Origin of the sequence: Corynebacterium sp. HMSC055A01, assembly GCF_001809405.1 — a bacterium.
Taxonomy (GTDB): Bacteria; Actinomycetota; Actinomycetes; order Mycobacteriales; family Mycobacteriaceae; genus Corynebacterium; species Corynebacterium hesseae.
Map to the genome: position 1 here is coordinate 1 of NZ_KV797519.1, position 19,791 is coordinate 19,791.

General features: G+C 59.1%; 21 protein-coding genes and 1 tRNA gene. 17 read left to right on the forward strand and 5 right to left on the reverse strand.

Going from position 1 to position 19,791, the window contains the following annotated elements:
- Positions 1 to 167: 167 nt before the first annotated feature.
- Together HMPREF2604_RS14465 and HMPREF2604_RS00315 are read right to left on the reverse strand one after the other, a co-directional pair.
- Complete coding sequence (locus tag HMPREF2604_RS14465) at positions 168 to 326, reverse strand: hypothetical protein (protein ID WP_158014593.1); 159 nt, start codon at positions 324 to 326, stop codon at positions 168 to 170.
- Between the two features lie 399 nt (positions 327 to 725).
- Entirely contained in the window at positions 726 to 1,736 is a 1,011-nt protein-coding gene (locus tag HMPREF2604_RS00315) for a helix-turn-helix transcriptional regulator (protein ID WP_198530986.1), read from the reverse strand.
- 73 nt (positions 1,737 to 1,809) lie between these two features.
- Between HMPREF2604_RS00315 and HMPREF2604_RS00320 the strand changes: the two genes are divergently transcribed.
- The gene (locus HMPREF2604_RS00320; RefSeq protein ID WP_070524765.1) at positions 1,810 to 2,175 is read left to right on the forward strand and encodes a VOC family protein; all 366 of its coding nucleotides are present in this window, start codon (positions 1,810 to 1,812) and stop codon (positions 2,173 to 2,175) included.
- Between the two features lie 525 nt (positions 2,176 to 2,700).
- Here HMPREF2604_RS00320 and HMPREF2604_RS00325 read toward each other — a convergent pair.
- A tRNA-Leu gene (locus tag HMPREF2604_RS00325) sits at positions 2,701 to 2,785 on the reverse strand.
- 190 nt (positions 2,786 to 2,975) lie between these two features.
- Here HMPREF2604_RS00325 and HMPREF2604_RS00330 point away from each other — a divergent pair.
- The 15 genes from HMPREF2604_RS00330 (at position 2,976) to HMPREF2604_RS00400 (ending at position 17,503) form a co-directional block, all read left to right on the forward strand.
- Positions 2,976 to 3,800: a DUF3662 and FHA domain-containing protein gene (locus HMPREF2604_RS00330; RefSeq protein WP_070444456.1), complete on the forward strand. Its 825-nt coding sequence runs from the start codon at positions 2,976 to 2,978 to the stop codon at positions 3,798 to 3,800.
- Between the two features lie 45 nt (positions 3,801 to 3,845).
- Positions 3,846 to 4,298 (forward strand): FHA domain-containing protein FhaB/FipA, encoded by a 453-nt coding sequence (locus HMPREF2604_RS00335; protein ID WP_070523232.1) that lies wholly within the window; start codon positions 3,846 to 3,848, stop codon positions 4,296 to 4,298.
- Positions 4,295 to 5,629, forward strand: a complete 1,335-nt coding sequence (locus HMPREF2604_RS00340) for a PP2C family protein-serine/threonine phosphatase (protein ID WP_070523235.1) — start codon at positions 4,295 to 4,297, stop codon at positions 5,627 to 5,629. The genes HMPREF2604_RS00335 and HMPREF2604_RS00340 overlap by 4 nt, the downstream gene beginning before the upstream one ends.
- Complete coding sequence (locus tag HMPREF2604_RS00345; protein WP_070533538.1) at positions 5,630 to 6,982, forward strand: FtsW/RodA/SpoVE family cell cycle protein; 1,353 nt, start codon at positions 5,630 to 5,632, stop codon at positions 6,980 to 6,982.
- Positions 6,979 to 8,409, forward strand: coding sequence for a penicillin-binding transpeptidase domain-containing protein (locus HMPREF2604_RS00350; RefSeq protein ID WP_070533540.1), 1,431 nt, complete (start codon positions 6,979 to 6,981; stop codon positions 8,407 to 8,409). Before HMPREF2604_RS00345 ends, HMPREF2604_RS00350 begins: the two co-directional genes overlap by 4 nt.
- Positions 8,409 to 9,821: a serine/threonine-protein kinase gene (locus HMPREF2604_RS00355; protein ID WP_070533542.1), complete on the forward strand. Its 1,413-nt coding sequence runs from the start codon at positions 8,409 to 8,411 to the stop codon at positions 9,819 to 9,821. Before HMPREF2604_RS00350 ends, HMPREF2604_RS00355 begins: the two co-directional genes overlap by 1 nt.
- Positions 9,822 to 9,827: 6 nt before the next feature.
- A complete protein-coding gene (gene pknB, locus HMPREF2604_RS00360) occupies positions 9,828 to 11,768 on the forward strand; it encodes a Stk1 family PASTA domain-containing Ser/Thr kinase (RefSeq protein WP_070533544.1) in 1,941 nt (646 codons plus the stop codon).
- A gap of 68 nt (positions 11,769 to 11,836) precedes the next feature.
- Positions 11,837 to 12,112, forward strand: a complete 276-nt coding sequence (gene crgA / locus HMPREF2604_RS00365) for a cell division protein CrgA (RefSeq protein ID WP_070533546.1) — start codon at positions 11,837 to 11,839, stop codon at positions 12,110 to 12,112.
- 15 nt (positions 12,113 to 12,127) lie between these two features.
- Complete coding sequence (locus HMPREF2604_RS00370) at positions 12,128 to 13,204, forward strand: sensor histidine kinase (RefSeq protein WP_070533547.1); 1,077 nt, start codon at positions 12,128 to 12,130, stop codon at positions 13,202 to 13,204.
- 48 nt (positions 13,205 to 13,252) lie between these two features.
- The gene (locus HMPREF2604_RS00375) at positions 13,253 to 13,462 is read left to right on the forward strand and encodes a hypothetical protein (protein ID WP_070533549.1); all 210 of its coding nucleotides are present in this window, start codon (positions 13,253 to 13,255) and stop codon (positions 13,460 to 13,462) included.
- Between the two features lie 9 nt (positions 13,463 to 13,471).
- The gene (locus tag HMPREF2604_RS00380; RefSeq protein WP_070523264.1) at positions 13,472 to 14,125 is read left to right on the forward strand and encodes a response regulator transcription factor; all 654 of its coding nucleotides are present in this window, start codon (positions 13,472 to 13,474) and stop codon (positions 14,123 to 14,125) included.
- 109 nt (positions 14,126 to 14,234) lie between these two features.
- Complete coding sequence (locus tag HMPREF2604_RS00385) at positions 14,235 to 14,894, forward strand: ABC transporter ATP-binding protein (RefSeq protein ID WP_070533753.1); 660 nt, start codon at positions 14,235 to 14,237, stop codon at positions 14,892 to 14,894.
- Positions 14,895 to 14,896: 2 nt separating this feature from the next.
- A complete protein-coding gene (locus HMPREF2604_RS00390; protein ID WP_070562224.1) occupies positions 14,897 to 15,724 on the forward strand; it encodes a hypothetical protein in 828 nt (275 codons plus the stop codon).
- 10 nt (positions 15,725 to 15,734) lie between these two features.
- Complete coding sequence (locus tag HMPREF2604_RS00395; protein ID WP_168162978.1) at positions 15,735 to 16,868, forward strand: histidine kinase; 1,134 nt, start codon at positions 15,735 to 15,737, stop codon at positions 16,866 to 16,868.
- Positions 16,865 to 17,503 (forward strand): response regulator, encoded by a 639-nt coding sequence (locus HMPREF2604_RS00400; RefSeq protein ID WP_070562142.1) that lies wholly within the window; start codon positions 16,865 to 16,867, stop codon positions 17,501 to 17,503. The genes HMPREF2604_RS00395 and HMPREF2604_RS00400 overlap by 4 nt, the downstream gene beginning before the upstream one ends.
- Before the next feature lie 310 nt (positions 17,504 to 17,813).
- Here the strand turns inward: HMPREF2604_RS00400 and HMPREF2604_RS00405 are convergent, their stop codons facing one another.
- Together HMPREF2604_RS00405 and HMPREF2604_RS00410 are read right to left on the reverse strand one after the other, a co-directional pair.
- Positions 17,814 to 18,458: a rhomboid family intramembrane serine protease gene (locus tag HMPREF2604_RS00405; protein ID WP_070562144.1), complete on the reverse strand. Its 645-nt coding sequence runs from the start codon at positions 18,456 to 18,458 to the stop codon at positions 17,814 to 17,816.
- Between the two features lie 71 nt (positions 18,459 to 18,529).
- Complete coding sequence (locus HMPREF2604_RS00410; RefSeq protein ID WP_039672975.1) at positions 18,530 to 19,060, reverse strand: peptidylprolyl isomerase; 531 nt, start codon at positions 19,058 to 19,060, stop codon at positions 18,530 to 18,532.
- Positions 19,061 to 19,129: 69 nt separating this feature from the next.
- Between HMPREF2604_RS00410 and HMPREF2604_RS00415 the strand changes: the two genes are divergently transcribed.
- The gene (locus tag HMPREF2604_RS00415) at positions 19,130 to 19,768 is read left to right on the forward strand and encodes an HAD family hydrolase (RefSeq protein WP_070562147.1); all 639 of its coding nucleotides are present in this window, start codon (positions 19,130 to 19,132) and stop codon (positions 19,766 to 19,768) included.
- Positions 19,769 to 19,791 lie beyond the last annotated feature (23 nt).

Genomic DNA, 19,791 nt, shown 5'->3' on the forward strand with positions numbered 1-19,791 from the left:
CTCACTCAGGCGCTACCAGATACTCACCACGCCGCTACCATTTCGGTCTTCTTAGCATTTTATCGCGCACGAGCGCTGGGAAACAGCAGCCACGACGCACCTTGTCGCTGTGGTCGTTTTGCTCATGCCAGCATTAATCCTCGGGGAAGTGAAGTGATACTGCGCTACTAACTGCGCCGTCTTAAACGAGGTCTGTGTTTTCCTGATCCCGTCGTGTGCCAAATATAGCCACCAGCGTTAACCGTGCCGAGCAACTTGTGGTTGTGGATACCGGCTAGCACCTTGGTGACAATGCGCTCAGTGGCCACAATCTGATAAGGGCGCATAATCCGCAACACTATGGCCGAAATATTTTGCGTACCTCAACCTCTAAGTCGTGCTCACCTGAATTCTCATGAGTGACATGTAAACCTGCTCTCACACCCTTGGTAGATCACACAGAATCGTCATGGTAAAGACCCTCAATGTGAAGTGGGAAGATTGTAGACCGGCTAAGATGCCCGCACTACGCTGCGGCTTCACCAGTGGTAAGAGGCCCTCGCCCGCCTTGAAGGCGCTCTGAACCTCCAAAGCCCTTACTCCACCACCCTGCGAGTGAAGCGAAAGCCATCGTTACTTACTTTTCTCCAATCATAAGATCCACGAGAGCTCCTAGATTGTTAGCGCACCTCTTACCGTTTTCAGCAGGCCTGTTACGACGGCATCCCAGTACCCATCTTCGGTTTCTACGATTCAGGATTTGTGGTCCCACTATGTCGTTTCGCAAGTTCATTAGCTAGATCAGCAGTGATTTTTACTGCTTCCGGGGGATCGGTGACCCAGATGTGGTCCCCAAACTGAAGCAATTGCCTTACCCCCTGAATATCCGCATATCCCACCACGATACGGACAAAGTTTTCGTCCACGGGTTCATAATGGATAAGCCGTGATCCCAAAATACGAGATGCCATATCAAGCCGAGTCGCTCGAAGAAGTGCGGTGATTCGAACTGGCATGTCTTCTTCTAATTGCTCAACGAGCTGCGCCCACACCCTTGCCAAACTTTGCCCTGGACGAAGCTGAGCAGCTTGACCTAAAACGCGAAAGGTTTCTAAACGCGAGACTGCCAACATCCTTGGTTCCCCATCGATATCAACGACCAAGTACCAACTTCTACCCTTGTGTACAAGCCCATAAGGATCAGCCACAGCACGTTGTTGCTTCTTGTCCCCGCTTCGGCGATAGGACACCTCAATTCGAGCTTCTTTCCGTACAGCCTCTAGCAACTCTTCTAAGTCGTTTTGGGTTTCATTGCTAAACCAGCCACTGGAATCAAGTAGGACCTTTTCTTCCAAATTATGAGTATCGGACGCTTTAGAGAATGAGACTGCGTTCATTTTCTTCTGCAGCAGGGCGATGTCTTGGCCAAACCCCAAGTGTGCGAGTGAATCTGCCCCGACGCCAAGAATCCTCATCAGCTGAATCTCAGTCGGATCCAATCGAGAAGCGTTCAATCGAGCGCGCCTATCGAGCACAATCCCACCATGCATACCTTGCTCCGTATAAACAGGTATTCCTGCGGCCGAGAGTGCATCAACGTCACGCAGTATTGTGCGCTGGGAAACCTCAAAATGCGAAGCCAGCTCGGCAGCCGTAGCACGGCCTCGGGTTTGCAATAGCAAGAGCATAGACAACAGGCGCGCCGATCTCATGCCGTAATTATCGCTGGAACCACAATATTTTCCGGAATATGACACTCCTTGTCAGGTTTGTTTGCTCGAATGCACTGCGTCCACGTAAACAACACCACTCACCGAAAGGAGAATGGCAATGCCAACCCCCAATCTTTTCCTAACCTATGTCTCCGATACAGAGATCTCGACTGCCTTCTACAGCGACTTATTCGATATGCAGCCATCGTTCATCAGTCCTCGATATGTAGCATTCGAAATTTCAAAGGATGTCCTGTTTGCTGTGTGGACCGGCCATAACACCCACATGGAGAAACAAACACCGCGAACGAGCGAAATAGGTTTGATGCTGGATGGACCGGCAAGCCGCATCGATGAGACATACCGTCTATGGAAATCAAAAGGAGTCCAAATTGTGCAGCCACCCTACGATGATGTCTTCGGCCGCACCTTCGTTGTTGCCGACCCTGATGGAAACCTTATCCGCGTCAGCCCAGTCGATTAACTCCTAGATCAGGATTCAACGACTAGGAAATCCTCCAACGCCCCGGGAACCACCTCAGTTGGAGGATTCCAAGTGCCCCTAAGTAGGATCTCAAGTCAAGGATGGTTTAGGCACACCAGCTTTCCCGTACAACGAACCCCTAAAACTGCTTGGCCTATGGGCGCAGCAGAGATCCACCGAAAGTAATGGCCCGGCCCCAAATCGAACTACGAGATCGAGATCATGCAATAAAACTATTATCCTCTCGACCCTGCCAACCAAACCTAAGCAAACATCAAGCCTCGGACTGACTGCCTACACAATAAACCGAAACTCAAAAGAAGGGTGTCAGATCAAGATGACTTGTTGACACCATCGAAAACAAAATTCGAAAGACGTGTCGACCGGCGCGGGCGGGATTTAGGATGTAAATCCCCACACTTGCAATCCTCGACCGCCAAAGTTCAGAAAAAGAAAGAAACCGGAGGTCACGAACCCTTTCGAGTTTGTTACCTCCGGTGTCGCAGTTTGTTCAACTGCTCAGCGTGCCCGGGGCGGGACTTGAACCCGCACGTCCTATAAGGACACTGGCACCTGAAGCCAGCGCGTCTGCCAATTCCGCCACCCGGGCAGGGTATTGATGTCTTGGCGACTAGCTAACTTTAGCACGCAGCCCCAGCGAATCTACAAATCCGCTGGCAAACCTGAACTTTCCAGGGAACTTTGCCGCGCGCGTCTACGTTAAGTCAAGGAAAGCACCCTATACTGATCGCTGCTATATCTCTCCCTGAAAACATCCCGAAAGGAGGACGGCCCTTCCAATGGCATTGCTAGATAAGCTCGCCAAGCTGGATTCTTCCCTGCAACGCGGACTGGACAACGGCATGGCCTTTGTCTTCGGCGGCAAGGTCGTCCCCGCTGAGATTGAGGAGCTTCTCAAGCAGGAGGCGCAGGACAATTTGTCCCGCGGTGATGATGGCAAGCTGTATAGCCCCAACGTCATGACCGTCGGCGTATCCTCCAAAGATATCGAGAACCTCTCCCAAGACCGGGGTGTTCCCAAGGATCTAGCTGATCAGCTCACCCGCTTCATCCGTAACAGTGGCTGGTCCCTCGCCGGGCCGGTCATCGTACGCATCGCGGAGGAGTCGGGACTGCGGACTGGGCAGTTGCGCGTGTCCTCCTTTTTGGATCACGAGCCCACCGAAGAAACCGGATTTGATGCGATTTTCCACCACGACCATGGTCAGGAGGACTCTATGACCCAGCCGCACAACGCCGATGAGGCCGCAACCACCGCCTTTATGGCGCCCACCCCGAACCAGCCGGCGCCGCAGGGCCCAGCGGTAACACTCATGCTGCAGGACGGCTCCTCCCGCGTCTACCACGTGCAGGAGGGCTCCAACATCCTGGGCCGCAGCAATGACGCGGACCTGCGCCTGCCCGATACCGGTGTATCCCGCCAGCACGCGGAGATCACCTGGAACGGCCAGGACGCCGTGCTGGTGGACCTGCAATCCACGAACGGCACCACCGTGAACGACACCCCGATTGAGAACTGGCTGCTTGCCGACGGCGACGTGATCACCCTCGGCCACTCCCACATCGAGGTGCGCATCACCGGCCTTGAGAACCAAGGCTACTAAGCCGCCTCAGCAACTTTTCCAGATTTTTTAGCGTAAGGACTTTCCATGGATTCGATCGTGCTGCTCTCGCTGCGCATCGGCCTGCTGGTGTTGCTGTGGCTGTTCATCTTGGCCGCACTCAACGCCATGCGTCGCGATGCCAATAAGGCCGCCGGCGTCTACCAGGCATCGGCCCCGGTGAAGGGGGCCCAGAGGCGTCGCGAAGCGCCGCGTGAGATCACCATCGTGGACGGGCCGCTGCGCGGTTCCCACATGGAGCTAGGCACTCTTGAGGACTGTACGATGGGCCGCGCACAGGACTGTGACTTTGTCACTGGTGATGATTTCTCCTCCGGTCACCACGCCCGTTTGTTCCGCCGGGGCAGCGAGTGGTTCGTGGAGGACCTCGAATCCCGCAACGGCACCTTCGTTGGTGGCGTTCGCATTGACCAGCCAGAACGAGTCGGAGTCGGCTCCGATATCAAACTTGGCCGAACGACCGTGAGGTTGATGGCATGACTTTAAGCCTGACTTTTACTGCAGTGACGGACCGCGGACTGGTCCGCGAAAACAACGAGGACTCCGCCCACGCGGGCCCGCACCTGCTGATGTTGGCCGACGGCATGGGAGGCCACGCAGCCGGCGAGGTTGCTTCCACCACCATGGTGGAGCACATGGCCTCCCTCGAGCGCGATCCAGGCGATAATGACATGCTGGCGCTCCTTGGGGCCGCAGCAGAGGACGCCAATGCGGCGATCCGCGAGCACGTGGACGAGCACCCGGAGACCGAGGGCATGGGCACCACGCTAACCGCCCTGCTCTTTAACGGATCCGAATTCGGCGTGTGCCACGTGGGTGATTCCCGCGGCTACCGGCTACGCGAGGGCAAGCTGACCCAGATCACCAAGGATGACACCTACGTGCAGTCCCTCGTCGATGAGGGCAAGCTCGATCCGGCAGATGTCTCCTCCCACCCGCAGAAGTCACTGATCCTCAAGGCCTATACCGGCCGGCCCGTGGAGCCGACGCTCTTTACGCTCGATGCTGAACCGGGCGACCGCCTCCTGCTGTGTTCGGACGGCCTGTCGGATCCGGTGACGGCCTCTACCATCGAGCAAGCTCTGAAGCAGGGCACGGTCGAAGAGGCCGCCACCACCCTGCGGGATCTAGCGCTGCGCTCCGGCGGCCCGGACAACGTCACCATCGTGGTGGCGGAGGTCGTGGACGGTGAGGGCGATGACGTAGCCCCAATCACCGTCGGTGCCGTCCAAGGCGTCGTCCCGGAACCAACGCACCCCGATTCTTCCGCGAGCCGCGCCGCGAAGCTAATCTCGCCCCCAAAAGCGCAGGCCGCTGAGGAGAAGCCCCAGGACGAACCACAGCGGCGGCCACAGCGAAGCCGGATTGGGTGGAAGGTCATTGCGTGCCTTGCCATCATCATCGTGCTGGTCATCAGCGGCGGCCTCTGGATGAAAAGTTACCTGGGCAGCAACTACTACGTGACCGCCGATGAAGAAGGCGTCCTCACCATCCAAGAAGGCGCGGACTATGAGATCTTCGGCCGCCCGCTACACCACACGTATCAGAATGCGTGCCTAAACAAGGACAATGCGCTCAAGCTGGGGCACGGCGCCTGCGACGGTGATTTCGCACCGTTCGCGCTGAAGGATTTGCCCGAATCCGAACGCGCTGCCGTGGGCAACCTGCCCTCCGGCTCCTATGACGAGGTGCAAACACAGCTTTCGCAGCTCTCGGACAAGGCGCTCAAGCCCTGCCCGAAGGCGTCGAAGGACGAGAAAAACAAAGATGCCAAGAGCGAATCCAAAGGAAACTGCCGGGAGGTGAAGTAGATGAGTAAGTTCTTTTCCCGCGGCACCGAGTTCGGCCTGCTCGTGCTCGCCACCGTGGTCTTCGCCATCACCCTGGTCAGCCTCGAGTTGTCGCAGGGCAACGTGCTGACCCTCGATGTCCTCTACCTCATCGGTGGATTCATCGGCGTCTTCGCCGTCGCTCACTTGGTGCTCTGCTTCCTCGCGCCCTACGCGGATCAGCTCATGCTTCCCATCGTCGCGGTGCTCAACGGCACCGGGCTCATTCTGTTGAAGCGCCTCGACCTGGCGAATGGCGGCGGGCTGGCGGTGCGACAGGTGATGTGGACCATCGTCGGCCTCATCCTCTTCGCGCTGGTGCTCATTCTCCTACGCGATCACCGCTCACTGACCAGGTACTCCTATATCTTGGGCGCGCTCGGCCTGATCCTTCTCGCCTTGCCCCTCGTGTGGCCGCAACCGCCGGGCGTGGACGCTCGCATCTGGCTGTGGCTGGGGCCATTTTCTATCCAGCCGGGCGAGTTCTCCAAGATCTTGCTGATCCTGTTCTTCGCCATGCTGCTTACCCAGAAGCGCTCGCTGTTCACGGTGGCCGGCTACAAGTTCCTCGGCATTTCTCTGCCACGCCTGCGAGATCTGGCTCCCATCCTGGTGATCTGGGGCATCGCGATTATCATCATGGGCATTTCCAATGACTTCGGTCCCGCCCTGCTGCTGTTTAGCACCGTGCTCGGCATGCTCTTTATGGCTACCAACCGCGTGAGCTGGTTGCTCATCGGCGTCATCCTCGTGGGGGTCGGTGGCTTCAGCATCTACCAGGTTTCGGACAAGATCCAGCAGCGCTTCTCCAACTTCTTGGATCCGTTGGGCAATTATGACTCCACCGGCTACCAGCTTTCCCAAGCTCTGTTCGGTATGTCCTCCGGCGGCATTACCGGATCCGGCTTGGGCCAGGGCCACCCGGACATGGTTCCGGTAGCGCACTCGGACTTCATCCTGGCCGGGATTGGTGAGGAATTCGGCCTCATCGGCCTCGCCGCCGTGCTCATTCTCTTTGCCATGCTGGTCTCGCGCGGATTCCGTACCGCGCTGACCTGCCGCGATACCTATGGCAAACTGGTCGCCTCTGGCCTCGCGCTCACCTTGGCCGTGCAAGTCTTCGTCGTCACCGGCGGCATCTCCGCGCTGCTGCCCATGACTGGTCTGACCACGCCTTTCATGTCCGCGGGTGGTTCTTCGCTCATGGCCAATTACATGCTGCTGGCCATCCTTCTGAGAATCTCCAATGCGGCGCGCCGCCCGGCGCGCGAGCAGACCTCGAACGCGCCCACTGACACGTCCCTATTCCCAGCCGTCCAGGAGGCAAGCCGATGAACAGATCGATCCGCCTCGTTTCCCTCTTTGCCCTCATCCTTACCGCCGTGCTCCTGGTGAACCTCACCGTGATCCAGGCGTTCTCCGACGACAAATACGCCCATAACCCCAAGAACGTTCGCGGTTTCTTGGAGATGCGCACGACCCCGCGCGGCCAGATTTTCGCTGGCGACACGGTTTTAGCGCAGTCCACTGCCGACGCCGAGGGAAACTACTCCCGCTCCTACCCTGCCGATTCCCCCGCCTTCGCCAACATCACCGGCTACCTTTCGGAGCGCTTCGGCGCCTCCCAGCTGGAGGCATCCCAGAATGACATCCTCAACGGCAAGGATGATTCGCTGCTGGCGCGCAATTGGCTCGACACGCTCTCCGGAAAACCCCAGATGGGAGCGAACGTCGAGGTCACCATCGATCCCGCACTGCAGCAAGCCGCCTACGACCAGCTAGCCGGGCCCGGCTATAACGGCGCAGCCGTGGCCATCCAGCCCTCGACGGGCAAGATTCTGGCCATGGCCTCCACCCCTAGTTTCAACGTCTCCGACCTGCTCGGTGACAACGCCAGCGAACGGTGGGAACAGTTGCAGAATCAAGAAGGCACGCCGCTGGTTAACCACGCTGCGCAGGACACCCTGCCCCCGGGCTCGATTTTTAAGATCATCACCACCGCCGCCGGCCTCAATAACGGTTTCAACCCGAACTCCACGTTGACCGGCGCCGCCTCCATCACGCTGCCCGATTCCGTCACGGAGCTGACCAACGACGGCAACCGAGCCTGCGGCGGCGCAGAGAGCGTCACCCTACATACGGCCTTCGCGCTGTCCTGCAACACGGCTTTTGCGCAGATGTCAGAGAGCATCGGCGCCGATGAGTTGCGCAAGTATGCGGAGGGCTTCGGCGTGGGTGAGAAGTACTCGCTCGGTGTGGAGACTTCCGCTGGTGCGCTGGGCGAGCTTGGCGACGGCGCCCAAGTCGCCCAATCCTCCATCGGCCAGCGCGACGTGACCATGTCCGCCCTGCAGGCGGCTATCATGGCCGGGACCATCGCTAACCAGGGCAAGCGCATGGAGCCTTACCTGATCAACCGCATCACCGATGCCCAGATGAATGAGCTGCGCTCCACCCAGCCACGCCAGGCTGCCGAAGCCGTCAGCGAAGAGACGGCCAACACCATCAAGGACCTCATGTTTGCCTCCGAGCACAGCACCTATGGCTATGACGGGAACGGTTTCGCCTCGAAAACCGGTACCGCCGAGCACGGCGAGGGCCTTGCCCCGCACGCGTGGTACGTGGCTTTCGATCCGGACAAGGACATCGCGGTAGGCGTCGTGGTCAAGGACGGCGGGCACCTAGGCCAGAATGCCTACGGCGGCCAAGTCTCCGCGCCCATCGGCCGCGCCATCCTGCGCGCATACGGAGGTGAGCAGTAGTGAACAGCGCTGATAATAAGGAACACCTACAAGCACTCATCGGCGAGGACTACCAGCTGCAGTGGATAGTCGGCCACGGCGGCATGTCCACGGTGTGGCTGGCGGACGACGTCCGCAATGACCGCGAGGTCGCCCTCAAGGTCCTGCGCCCAGAGTTCTCCGATAACAACGAGTTCCTCTCGCGCTTCCGCAACGAGGCCAAGGCCGCAGAATCCATCGATTCCGAAAACGTCGTAGCTACGTACGACTACCGGGAGCTCGAGGATAACGGCCGCATCTTCTGCTACATGGCCTTGGAGTACATTCGCGGAGAATCCCTGGCGGATCTCTTAGCCCGCGAAGGCGCACTGCCGGAAACGCTGGCCCTCGACGTCATGGAGCAGGCCTCCCACGGCCTCTCCGTGATCCACCACATGGGCCTCGTGCACCGCGATATCAAGCCCGGCAACCTCATGATTACCCAAAATGGGCAAGTCAAGATCACCGATTTTGGTATCGCCAAGGCCGCCGCCGCGGTGCCGCTGACCCGCACGGGAATGGTCGTCGGCACCGCCCAATACGTCTCCCCCGAGCAAGCCCAGGGATATGAAGTCGGCCCGACCTCTGACGTCTATTCGCTCGGCGTCGTGGGCTATGAAATGCTGGCTGGTAAGCGCCCCTTCAGCGGCGATTCCTCGGTATCGGTGGCGCTGGCGCACATCAGTCAGGCGCCGGAGCCCTTGTCGACGTCGATTAGCGCGCCCACCCGTGAACTGATCGGCATGGCCCTGCGCAAGGACCCGGGCACCCGCTTCGCCGACGGCAACGAGTTCACCAACGCGATTGCTGCCGTGCGCCAAGGCCAGCGCCCGCCTCAGCCGAAGTCCGCGGCGCTCGCGCCTATCGCAGCCGAACCCTCGCCTTCCGCCTCCACGGAGATGCTGGCCAACATGGCGCACCCCACCACGGTGCGTCCGGCCGTTTCCACACCGCAGTCTGAAGAGCGCCCTGCCAAGCAGGGGGGCTTCGGCACTGGGCTGCTCATCGCCGTGGCCATCGCCGCCCTCGTGGCTATTGGCTTCATGGCCTATAGGCTGTGGGGTAACACCTCTCCAACTCCGCCGCCTCCGCCCACCGAGGTCATCGTGACCGAAACGGTAGAGCCAGAGACGACGGTGGAAGAGGAACCGGAAAGCCCCGAGACCGTCGAGATCACCACCGTGGAAGAGGAACCTACTCAAGTCACCGTCACAACGACGCACTCTGTCATCCCTTCCCCTTCCGTGACCACACACCACACGACCCATGAGGAACTGCCCACCCTCCCCGTGGAGGAGACGCAGCCACAGGTCAATGACAGCCCAACGCTCGAGCCCGAACTAGACTCACAGAACAACCCCACCGAAGAATCCGCACTACAGGGAGGCCAGTAACCCACCATGGTCAGTGATCGGTACCACCTCCGCCAGTCCATCGGCACCGGCGGTATGTCCGAGGTCTACGAGGCCGAGGACACCGTCTTGGGGCGCACCGTTGCCATCAAGATGCTGCGCCCCGACATGGCGCGCGATGTTAATTTCCGTGAGCGCTTCCGCCGCGAGGCCCAGAACTCCGGCAAGCTCAACCACCCGAACATCGTCGCTGTCTTCGACACGGGTGAAAAAGACATCGACGGCCTGATGGTGCCCTACATCGTCATGGAATACGTGCAGGGGCGCACCCTGCGCGACATTGTCCGTGAGGATGGCCCCATGCCGGTGGAAGAAGCCGCGCGCGTGCTGAAGCCGGTAGCGGATGCCCTTCAGTCTTCCCACGAGGCAGGCATCATCCACCGCGACATCAAGCCGGCCAACATCATGCTCACCAACACCGGCCAGGTGAAGGTCATGGACTTCGGCATCGCCCGCGCGCTGGATGATTCCACGTCCGCGATGACGCAGACCTCCGCCGTCATCGGCACCGCGCAGTATCTTTCCCCGGAACAAGCGCGGGGCAAGCCTGCCGACGCCCGCTCCGACGTCTACGCCCTGGGCTGCGTCATGTATGAAACGGTCACCGGGCGCACTCCCTTTGAAGGTGAGACACCGTTTGCGGTGGCCTATCAGCACGTGCAAGAGGAACCAACACCGCCGTCGGACTTCATCACTGCGGACCTCACGGAACGGCAGCGACTCGGCGTTGACGCCGTTGTGCTCACGGCGATGGCCAAGCACCCAGCGGACCGCTACCAGTCCGCGTGGGAGATGGGCGATGACCTCGAACGCTTATCCCAGGGCCAGCTGCCCGAAGCGGCGCGCTCTCACGTCAACGACGAGGATCACCCCACCACGATGGTGGCACCCGTGTCCGCGCAACACCGCGCGCCGGTGGCCTCCACCCGCCCCTCCGACGATGAGGAATCTGGATCCGGTCTCAAGTGGCTGGCGGCGTTGCTCGCCGCCTCCCTCGTGGCCATCATTGGCTATTTTGCCTGGGATTTCTGGGACAGCTCCCGCCAGGAGGCCCGCGAGCGCGAACAGGCGCAGCACGAGGCGGCCAAACGCTCTGGCATGGTCACGATCCCGAAGGTGGCCAACCGCCCACGCAATGAAGTGGTGGCGGAGCTGGAGAAGCTTGGCTTGTTGGTAACCGTCAACGAAGAGCCCAGCCCCGATGTGCCGCGTGGCAAGGTTATCCGGGTCAACCCGGCGGAAGGTTCGGAGCTGCAGAAGAATTCGTCAGTCACGTTGACTGTGTCTTCCGGCAAGGAAGTCACCGAGGTCCCAGACCTCACCGGCATGAAGCTGGATGAAGCCACCACTGCGCTGGAGGAAGCCGGCCTGGAGCTGAATAGCGACGTGGAGCAGGTGAATGATGAAGCCCCCGCGGGCGAGATCATTTCCCAGAACCCAGCGGGCGGCGCGCAGCTGTCCAAGGGTTCGAAGGTCCGCATAACGGTGTCCAAGGGCCAGAAGGAAGTCAGCGTTCCGGACGTCAGCGGCATGGACCGCGATCGCGCGGTTGAGATGCTGTCCTCCATGGACTTTGATGTCACCGTGAATTCGGTGGATTCTGAGCTGCCGGAAAACCAGGTGCTCAAGGTCGTCGAGAAGGGCCAAAAGCTTCCGAAGGGCAGCCCTGTTACGCTGGAGGTCTCTAACGCGATGCTCATCCAGGCACCGGAGCTTGTGCACTCCACGCAGCAGGAAGCTGAATCCGCGCTGCGCGCCAAGGGCTGGTCCGGCTCCTTGGAGGTAGGCGAGCGCATCCCGACGTCGAACCCGATCGACAGCAACAAGATTGGGTGGGCGTCGGCAAGCCGCGGCGATGTCATCCGCAAGGATCAGACCATCCAGGTCCGTTTCTGGGAGTTTGACCCGGCAGCGTTGCTGCCGCAGTAGCTCTCAGTACCGCAGCTGCTAAGGTATCCCACAGATTAACCACCCCTATTCTTCGTGAAGGTGTAATAATGCCAAAGTCCAAGATCACGACGGAGGGCTCCGCACTCCCGCAGTCCTCCAGCTCTGCTACTAACCGCACCCCGGTCAAGATCAACTCTGAGGGCACCCCGAAGTGGTACATCGCCATCATGCTGGGCCTCATGCTCATCGGCCTGCTCTGGCTCGTGGTGAACTACCTGGCGGGCGAGTCCATTCCGTTCATGCAGGCACTGGGGCCGTGGAACTACGGCATCGGCTTCGGCTTGGCCATCATCGGTCTCCTGATGACGATGGGTTGGCGTTAGCTTTCAGCGCCGCCGATGAACTCCTCGAAGTTCTATAGCATCGCCGGCGTCGGCTGCATCATTTTGGTGATGCTCACCGTCACGGTGGATAAAAACTTCCTCACCCCCGGCGCACTCGTCCTCGCTGGCCTCGGCGTCACCCTGACGCCGCTGGCCGTCCGCTACCCACGCGTGGCGGCCTGCGGGTACGGTGCGCTTTTTGCGCTGGCGATGTGGTTTTCCGATTGGCGGTCATTCCTGCTCCTGGCGTGGAGCCCCGTCATCGTCGGCATCGTGGCGTTTCGCACGCGCTGGCTGTGGGCGGTTCCCCCAGCGGTGGCGTACACCTACATCGTCACGACGGATCCTTCGATAAACTATCTGCCTGTTTTCGATCCGTTAAGCCTGTCGATACCGCTCGTCTTGTATGCGGTGGCCATCGTCATTGGGGCCGTACTGCGCAGGACCTGGGACCAGCGTCTTGCCGCTGAGCAACGCGCCGCAGAAGAGCGCGAGGCGCTTATGACAGCCCTCCATGATTCGGTAGCCGCGACCTTAACCTCCGTGGTTATGCGTTCTGAGACCCTAGCGCTGACCCAAACGGATCCCTCAGCGGCCGACTCCGCAGAGGCAATTGCTGACGACGCCCGCCGCGCCATGGGCGAGGTGCGCGATCTATTGCGCGTGATGAAGAACGAAAGCGTGACGAAGGGGGTCAAGTCCTTGGAGGAAGACCTCGACACTATGGTCAGCTTCCTGAGCAGTCATGGTTTTCAGTGCGAACCGCAGATAACAGTGGGCAAGAATGGCCAGCTTGCACTGCCGGAAAAGCTATCGCTCGTGTTCTCTGAGCTCGCCATCAACATCCTCAAGTACGCTCGCCCTGAATCCCGTGTAAGCATCGAGGCAACAAGCACCTCCAAGACCATCGACGTGGTGATCACTTCCGTGATTGCGGCTCAGCAATCACGCCAATACATGACGACGAATCTGGGCTTGGGTGAAATCGCCCGCCGCGTTCGTCGAATGCACGGCAGCTTCGGCAGCGGCAAAGAAGGCGAGCACTGGGTCACACGCCTTTCTCTTCCCACCGCCAGCCTCAGAAAAATATAGTAAGCTTTCCCGGTAGTCCGCCGTTTCTTAAATTTAAAAAGGTTTGACATGCGTACTTCCCTCGCCGTTGCCGCCGCAGCACTCGCGCTGTTTTCCGCACCAATCGCCAGCGCCGCTGAGGCTCCTGCTGACACCACCGTTGACACCGCTACTGAGAACACTGAGTCCACCGGATTCACCTTCTACAAGTCTTTCGCGGGCGAATTCGCTGACCACTTCCGTTGCTCCAACAGCCCCCAGCTCTGGTGGTGCGGCTAAACTGTTCCCATGAGCATTCGGGTTTTCCTCGTTGATGATGATGAGCTCGTTCGCTCGACGCTCCGCGTCTACTTCCAGACCACCGAGGACATCACGGTGGTCGGTGAGGCAACTAACGGCGCCGATTGCTTAGCCCAGCTTGAAGAAGCCAAGCCGGACCTCGTCCTCGCCGATATTCACATGCCGCACATGGACGGCATTACGCTGCTCAAGCACCTTAACTCCGCGCCAAATCCACCGACGTTTTTGGCCGTCACCGCCTTCGACTCGGATGACACGATGCTGAAGATCCTGCGGGCGGGCGGCGCGGGCTATATCTTGAAGAACCAGCGCCCGCGCTCCATCATCGAAGCGGTCCGCGCCGCCGTGGAGGGCGGCACCGTCGTGGCACCCGCCGCCATGCACCGTTTGGTGGACTACATTGGGGAACCCGCCACCCCACGCGATCCCGTCGCCGCCGCCATTGAGAGCCACGAGCTTCACGACGCCGAAATTGCCGTCCTCAAACTCCTCCTCGCCGGCAACTCCAATTCTGAGATCGCTGCCGCCACCCACTATTCCGAATCCGCCGTGAAGAAGCATGTCTCACGCCTCATCACCATCTTCGGCGCCAGCACGCGCCTGAACCTGGTGGCCAAGATTCTGGGCGGCGCTGGCTCTTAGGCCCGACTCAACTCTGCTCGATTAACGGGCTTCTCCCCCAAATGGCGGAGGCAAAAGATTGCCTGCTTAGGCGATGTTTCTCATGCCCCTGATCAATATCGTCAGAGGTATGAACACCGTATTCACTGCTCGAGACATCACCGTCTCCTTCGCCGGACATGAGGTTGTCCACGGCGCGAACCTCACGGCATCGCCCGGACGGATCATCGCTTTGCTTGGTCCAAACGGCGCCGGCAAATCCACCACGCTCCGGGCTGCCCTCGGCTTGGTGAAAGCCACCGGAACGAAGCACATCAATGGCACCATCGGGCTGCTCCTCGACGATGGCGGCCTCGTTACCAGTCTCACTGGGCGTCAGCATCTTCAAGCAATGGCGAGGCTATATGGCGTCGATAAGTATCGAGTGCAAGAGGTTTTAGAGCTTGTCGATATGTCGCACCGCTGCGACCGGCAGCTCAAAACTTACTCGTTAGGCATGAAACGGCGTATAGCGCTAGCGGGAGCTCTGTTACAAGATCCCGACATCATCATCTTGGACGAACCGTCCTCTGGTCTTGATCCTGACGGCATTCGTTGGCTGGGCGAAGTCTTGTGTGCGGAAGCTTCCCGTGGGAAGGCAATTATCATGGCAACCCATCATCTGGCTGAAGCGGCCGCAATCGCCCACGACGTAGTCATCATTTCTCGTGGTCACACCACATTCACAGGCGTTCTCAGTGAAATCCCTGACCTTGAAGCCACCTACTTCGCCCACGCTACGAAAGGCTAGACATGAAATCCGAGTTTTATACCCTTCGCCACCTCCCGAACGTGCTGATCGTCGCCATACTCGCAGTTATGATGGCGGGCATCAGCGCTGTCCTGCAGTGGGCACTTCCGTTCCTTTTGAAAATTGACCCGCCACAAGTCGGTGACAGTCCAACAGGCCAACAGGTGCAGGCGCTTATCGACGGCTCCGACCCCACGACGTCCAGTTTCCAATTGGCCGCCCTCGATATCACAGGTTCTGGCCAGTCCACAGGCATTTCAATCTTCCTCATCGCCATTGTTGCACTCACAATCACTGCAGCTAGCTACCCATTTTCCAGCGGTGCAGTGGTGTGGAAGGTGGTTGGCGCTGGTTCGCGTATGAAATGGGCGAGTTCTTTGATCGTGGCGGTGCTGAATACCGTCCTCCTAGTATGCGTGGCAGCGTGTGTTCTTAACTCACTGATCGCACTGGTTGCGGCTCCGATGAATGATGTTTCTCTGGTTGCTTCTGCTTCTAATGTCGCTGTCGTGTGGCTGCGAGGCAGCTTGGCCGTGCTACTACTGACCCTCGCGATCATCGGTGTCGTATTAGCCATACGGAGGATCGGTCCAGCCATCGGGGTTATTGTCGCAGTGTTAATGGCAGGAGTGATCTTGGGAACTATCGGCGTCATGGCCGGGTGGGAACCGTATCTTTACAGTTGGCTTCCTTCTTCTGCTGTGTCAATTGCTGGTGGACAGGGGGCAACGCAAACTATGAATCCATGGGTAGGTATTGCTGTACTTGCCGGCTGGTCGGTTGTGAGCATGGGACTTGGGCTCACCCGCTTTTACCGGGCAAATCTTTAACATGGACTTCATGAATCGCCTTTCAGCCAGAGACATCGCTCTCGCTGTCATCGTTCTATCCCTTGACCTCGTTGGGTTCCTAGTGGCTAGCTCGATGGAACCAACCCCCTTCAATACCGCATTGTCTCCAGCGCAGTTCTGGCTGATTCTTGTTGCCATCATTGCCAAAGGCATCCTCCTGCTTTGGCGCCGTAAATTTCCCTTAAGCGTCCTACTCGGGATTTCTGCTACTGAGCTTCTGTGGTCCCTCTACTGTCTCGTCACCGCAGACCACAGCCTCGGCTACAACGGTATCGCTGCCTCGGTGGCTGCGTTTTCGCTAGCGCTGCACACGAAGTCAAAAACTCGCGACTCTATTTCCCTCATTATCTCGGGTCTCATTGTCGGCACCCTCCGCGCCATTGCCATGCCACCGCTGGGAGGAATCGAGCCTCCGCTTTTTACTCTGCTCACAGCCTTGGGCTGGCTGCTCCCCCTCATAGTGTTCTTTGCTATTGGACTCGCTGTCCGCAATAACCGTGAGCTCACCGCATCCCTCGCCCGCCAAGCAGAACTCGCTGAGGAAAACGCCATTGTCGAAGAGCGCGCCCGCATTGCGCGGGAGCTTCACGACACCACCGCCCATCACCTCTCAGCCATCGCCATCCAAGCTCAAGCCGCACAGGCATGCATCGATGTCAACCCCACCGCTGCCAAAGAGCATCTCCAACACGTGACCTCGTCGACGACGAAGGCACTCCAGGATGTCCGCGCGACCGTTAGCAAGCTTTCGGTTTCCGATGCCGAAATACACCGCATCCCTCAGCCGACAAATCTGTCTGCGCTAATTTCGGAGGTTCGCGCTCTAGGGCAGGCAGTAACGTTTTCGGACACCTCCCACTTGTCGGAGGGCGAGTTGATCGCGGCTTATCGAATCACCCAAGAAGCTCTGACAAATGCCCGCAAGCATGCAACAGGCGCGCCTGTTGATGTCATGCTGAGCGATGATGAACTGCGGATAATCACCCGCGGCACTTTCACACATAGCCCCACGGGCCGTGGCACCATCAGCATCCAAGAGCGCGCCCGAGCTGTCGGTGCAACCGCTTTCAATGAACCTACCGAAGATGGTTGGCTGGTGCTCATTACCTGGAGGAAGCCATGATTCGAGTCTTGTTAGTTGATGACCAACCTCTGATCAGACAGGGATTAAAGGCAATCTTCGAGGCCACCGGTGAGATCAAAGTTGTGGCTGAGGCAGCTTCCGGGAATGAGGCGATAGCAGCTGCAAAGGCTCGCGACATTGATGTGGTGTGCCTCGATATCCGCATGCCTGACGGGGACGGGATCTATGCAACCACGGAGATTAACAAGCAAGACAATCCCCCAGCAGTCATCGTGATCACCACCTTTGACCTAGACGAATACGTCTTTGGTGCCCTCGAAGCCGGTGCCTGTGGCGTCATGCTGAAAGACTCCCCAATGATCGACCTCATCCAAGGCGTCAAACACGCGGCCTCAGGTGAAGGCATGGTCGACGCTGCGGTTACTAAAAGGGTGATTGCGGAATTTGGTCGGCGGAAAGCGCGGGCCACGGTAGATTCAGCCCTACTCACGCCGCGCGAACTCGATTGCGTACGGGCCCTGGGCAAAGGATTGACCAACATCGAAATCGGGCGCGAGCTGTATTTGGAGCCCTCTACGGTCAAGACTCATTTGTCATCTGCGATGGCCAAAGTTGGAGCTAGTTCGCGAGTACAGCTCGTGATCTGGGCCTTTCGCGCAGGAGTGGTGAGCTAACGAGGGGGCGCAGTTCCCAACACCACCTCGCAGCCGGAGCACTGTTAACACCTTGGGTACAAAGTTATCCACAGGGTGGGGATAACTCTGTGGAGAACGAATTCCACAGCCTTTCTCCACACCCTGTGGATAAGTGTTTTCACGCTTCCCACAGCCCGCACAAAAACTTCGAACACAACCTAATACGCTGCTGATCTGCGGTTATCTTGGCCCACACGTTCGGTAAATTACAAAAATGTAGTTATCCACAATGTGGATAACTTATGTGGAATTCTTTCGCACAGAGGTTTTGGTGGATAACACGCCCGAGTTATCCCCAAAGCCCAGCTCGCAGCGCCGCTGCAACAGCAGCTATCACCCCGATAATCCAAATCCCCAGCCAACGCAGCCACGCACGTTGGCGAAAGAGGAATGGCGCCAACAGCAGTCCTGTGAGCAAACCGCCCAAGTGCCCCCACACGGAGACGTTCTCCGCCACAAAGCTGTAGGCAACGTTTGCTACGACCAAGACGATGGGCGCGCGCAGATCAAGACCGCGGCTGCGGTACACACCAATGAGTAGACCCATGAGCGCAAAGAGAGCGCCGGAGGCACCCACCGTGGGTGTGCCGAAATCCATCCACAGCACTGCGGCGGAAGAGCCAACAATGGAGATGAGATAGGCCGCCACGTACAGCGCGCTGCCCAGGGCGCGTTCTACTTCCCTACCCACAAAGAACAGCATCACCATGTTGACCAAGAGGTGCCCGGCGTCGAGGTGCATAAAGCCCGCGGTAATGACAGTTGTGGGGTGCTCGGACACTTCAGGGCCCCACAGCGTCCAGTCTTGGGCCAGCATGCTGCGATAGTAGGGCGCGGAGAGGGATGAGCCTTGAATGGCCGCGGCACACCAGGCACCGATGCACAGCACCATAAGCACCAGGGTGGCCGGTGCTGATTTCAGATAGTTCTTCACGCAGACTCCTAAAACAACGAGCCCGCCACCACATCACGTGGCAGCGGGCTCAGATGAAAAGCTAAGAACGCTTAGGCGATCTCGATGGACTCGATGACAACGTCCTCAGCCGGACGGTCCATGCGGTCGGTGGAGACCTTCGCAATCTTGGACACGACTTCCTGGGAAGCCGCGTCGGTGACCTCACCGAAGATGGTGTGGTGGTTGTTCAGGTGCGGGGTCGGCGCCACGGTGATGAAGAATTGGGAGCCGTTGGTGCCCGGGCCGGCATTCGCCATGGCCAGCAGGAACGGGCGGTCAAACTGCAGCTCCGGGTGGAACTCATCCTGGAACTGGTAGCCGGGGCCGCCACGGCCGGTGCCGGTCGGGTCGCCGCCCTGGATCATGAACTGGTCGATGACGCGGTGGAAAATAGCGCCATCGTAGAACGGGCCGGACTGCTCGCCCTTGGCGTTCTGGGTGGTGTAGTCCTTCTCGCCCTTAGCCAGGCCGATGAAGTTCTCAACGGTTACCGGTGCGTGGTTACCGAACAGGTCGATAACAATGTCACCGTAGTTGGTGTGCATCGTTGCAGTTGCGGTCTTCTGAGTCATGCCAGCCATTGTATGGAAATTTCCACCATTTCGTTGTTCCGCCGCGACGCTGTCAGCGATCTGCGTAGGGTTGCAAGCATGATTCGCGCCGTTCTCTTCGATCTCGATGACACCCTCATGGACCACACCGCCGCGATGCATGCGGCCGTCGAGGAGTGGCTGCCGGGCGGGCACCATGAGCGCTTCGCGGAGATCGAGCGCAAGTGGTTCGCCGCCTACGAGCGCGGCGAGGTCACCCACCAGGGCCAGCGCGTGGAGCGCTGCCGCGAATTCTTGGGCCGTCCAGAGATGACGGAGCAGGAGGCGCTGGCGGAATATGCCAAGTATTTGGCCGCGTATGAAAAGCACTGGCAGGCGCTTGGCGACGCCCTCCCCGCCCTCCAGCACGTCCTATCCCTGGGCCTCAAGGTCGGCATTCTGACGAACGGTGCGCGGGACATGCAGGAGGCAAAACTACGGGCGGGCGGGCTCGACCTGCCAGGCGTTGAGCTCTTTCCCACCGTGGAAATGGCTAAGCCAAAACCGCACCGAGAGGCCTACCTCGAGGCTTGTCGGCGCCTAGAGGTAGAGCCTGGCTCCACGCTCATGATTGGTGATTCGGTGGCTAATGACGTCGAGGGTGCACGTGCAGCGGGGCTCAAGGCACTGCACTTCGATAGGGCCGGAAACGGAGACATCGCCGCGCTCAGTGAGCTGACGGCGATGGACCACTTTTAAAAGGTTTAAATCCAAAGATTTAA

What these genes read in the sequence shown, in the direction of transcription:
- HMPREF2604_RS14465 (WP_158014593.1), bottom strand. Translation starts at nt 326, where the DNA reads ATGCGCCCTTATCAGATTGTGGCCACTGAGCGCATTGTCACCAAGGTG.
- HMPREF2604_RS00320 (WP_070524765.1), top strand. Translation starts at nt 1,810, where the DNA reads ATGCCAACCCCCAATCTTTTCCTAACCTATGTCTCCGATACAGAGATC.
- HMPREF2604_RS00330 (WP_070444456.1), top strand. Translation starts at nt 2,976, where the DNA reads ATGGCATTGCTAGATAAGCTCGCCAAGCTGGATTCTTCCCTGCAACGC.
- HMPREF2604_RS00335 (WP_070523232.1), top strand. Translation starts at nt 3,846, where the DNA reads ATGGATTCGATCGTGCTGCTCTCGCTGCGCATCGGCCTGCTGGTGTTG.
- HMPREF2604_RS00340 (WP_070523235.1), top strand. Translation starts at nt 4,295, where the DNA reads ATGACTTTAAGCCTGACTTTTACTGCAGTGACGGACCGCGGACTGGTC.
- HMPREF2604_RS00345 (WP_070533538.1), top strand. Translation starts at nt 5,630, where the DNA reads ATGAGTAAGTTCTTTTCCCGCGGCACCGAGTTCGGCCTGCTCGTGCTC.
- HMPREF2604_RS00350 (WP_070533540.1), top strand. Translation starts at nt 6,979, where the DNA reads ATGAACAGATCGATCCGCCTCGTTTCCCTCTTTGCCCTCATCCTTACC.
- pknB (WP_070533544.1), top strand. Translation starts at nt 9,828, where the DNA reads ATGGTCAGTGATCGGTACCACCTCCGCCAGTCCATCGGCACCGGCGGT.
- crgA (WP_070533546.1), top strand. Translation starts at nt 11,837, where the DNA reads ATGCCAAAGTCCAAGATCACGACGGAGGGCTCCGCACTCCCGCAGTCC.
- HMPREF2604_RS00370 (WP_070533547.1), top strand. Translation starts at nt 12,128, where the DNA reads ATGAACTCCTCGAAGTTCTATAGCATCGCCGGCGTCGGCTGCATCATT.
- HMPREF2604_RS00375 (WP_070533549.1), top strand. Translation starts at nt 13,253, where the DNA reads ATGCGTACTTCCCTCGCCGTTGCCGCCGCAGCACTCGCGCTGTTTTCC.
- HMPREF2604_RS00380 (WP_070523264.1), top strand. Translation starts at nt 13,472, where the DNA reads ATGAGCATTCGGGTTTTCCTCGTTGATGATGATGAGCTCGTTCGCTCG.
- HMPREF2604_RS00385 (WP_070533753.1), top strand. Translation starts at nt 14,235, where the DNA reads ATGAACACCGTATTCACTGCTCGAGACATCACCGTCTCCTTCGCCGGA.
- HMPREF2604_RS00390 (WP_070562224.1), top strand. Translation starts at nt 14,897, where the DNA reads ATGAAATCCGAGTTTTATACCCTTCGCCACCTCCCGAACGTGCTGATC.
- HMPREF2604_RS00395 (WP_168162978.1), top strand. Translation starts at nt 15,735, where the DNA reads ATGAATCGCCTTTCAGCCAGAGACATCGCTCTCGCTGTCATCGTTCTA.
- HMPREF2604_RS00400 (WP_070562142.1), top strand. Translation starts at nt 16,865, where the DNA reads ATGATTCGAGTCTTGTTAGTTGATGACCAACCTCTGATCAGACAGGGA.
- HMPREF2604_RS00410 (WP_039672975.1), bottom strand. Translation starts at nt 19,060, where the DNA reads ATGGCTGGCATGACTCAGAAGACCGCAACTGCAACGATGCACACCAAC.
- HMPREF2604_RS00415 (WP_070562147.1), top strand. Translation starts at nt 19,130, where the DNA reads ATGATTCGCGCCGTTCTCTTCGATCTCGATGACACCCTCATGGACCAC.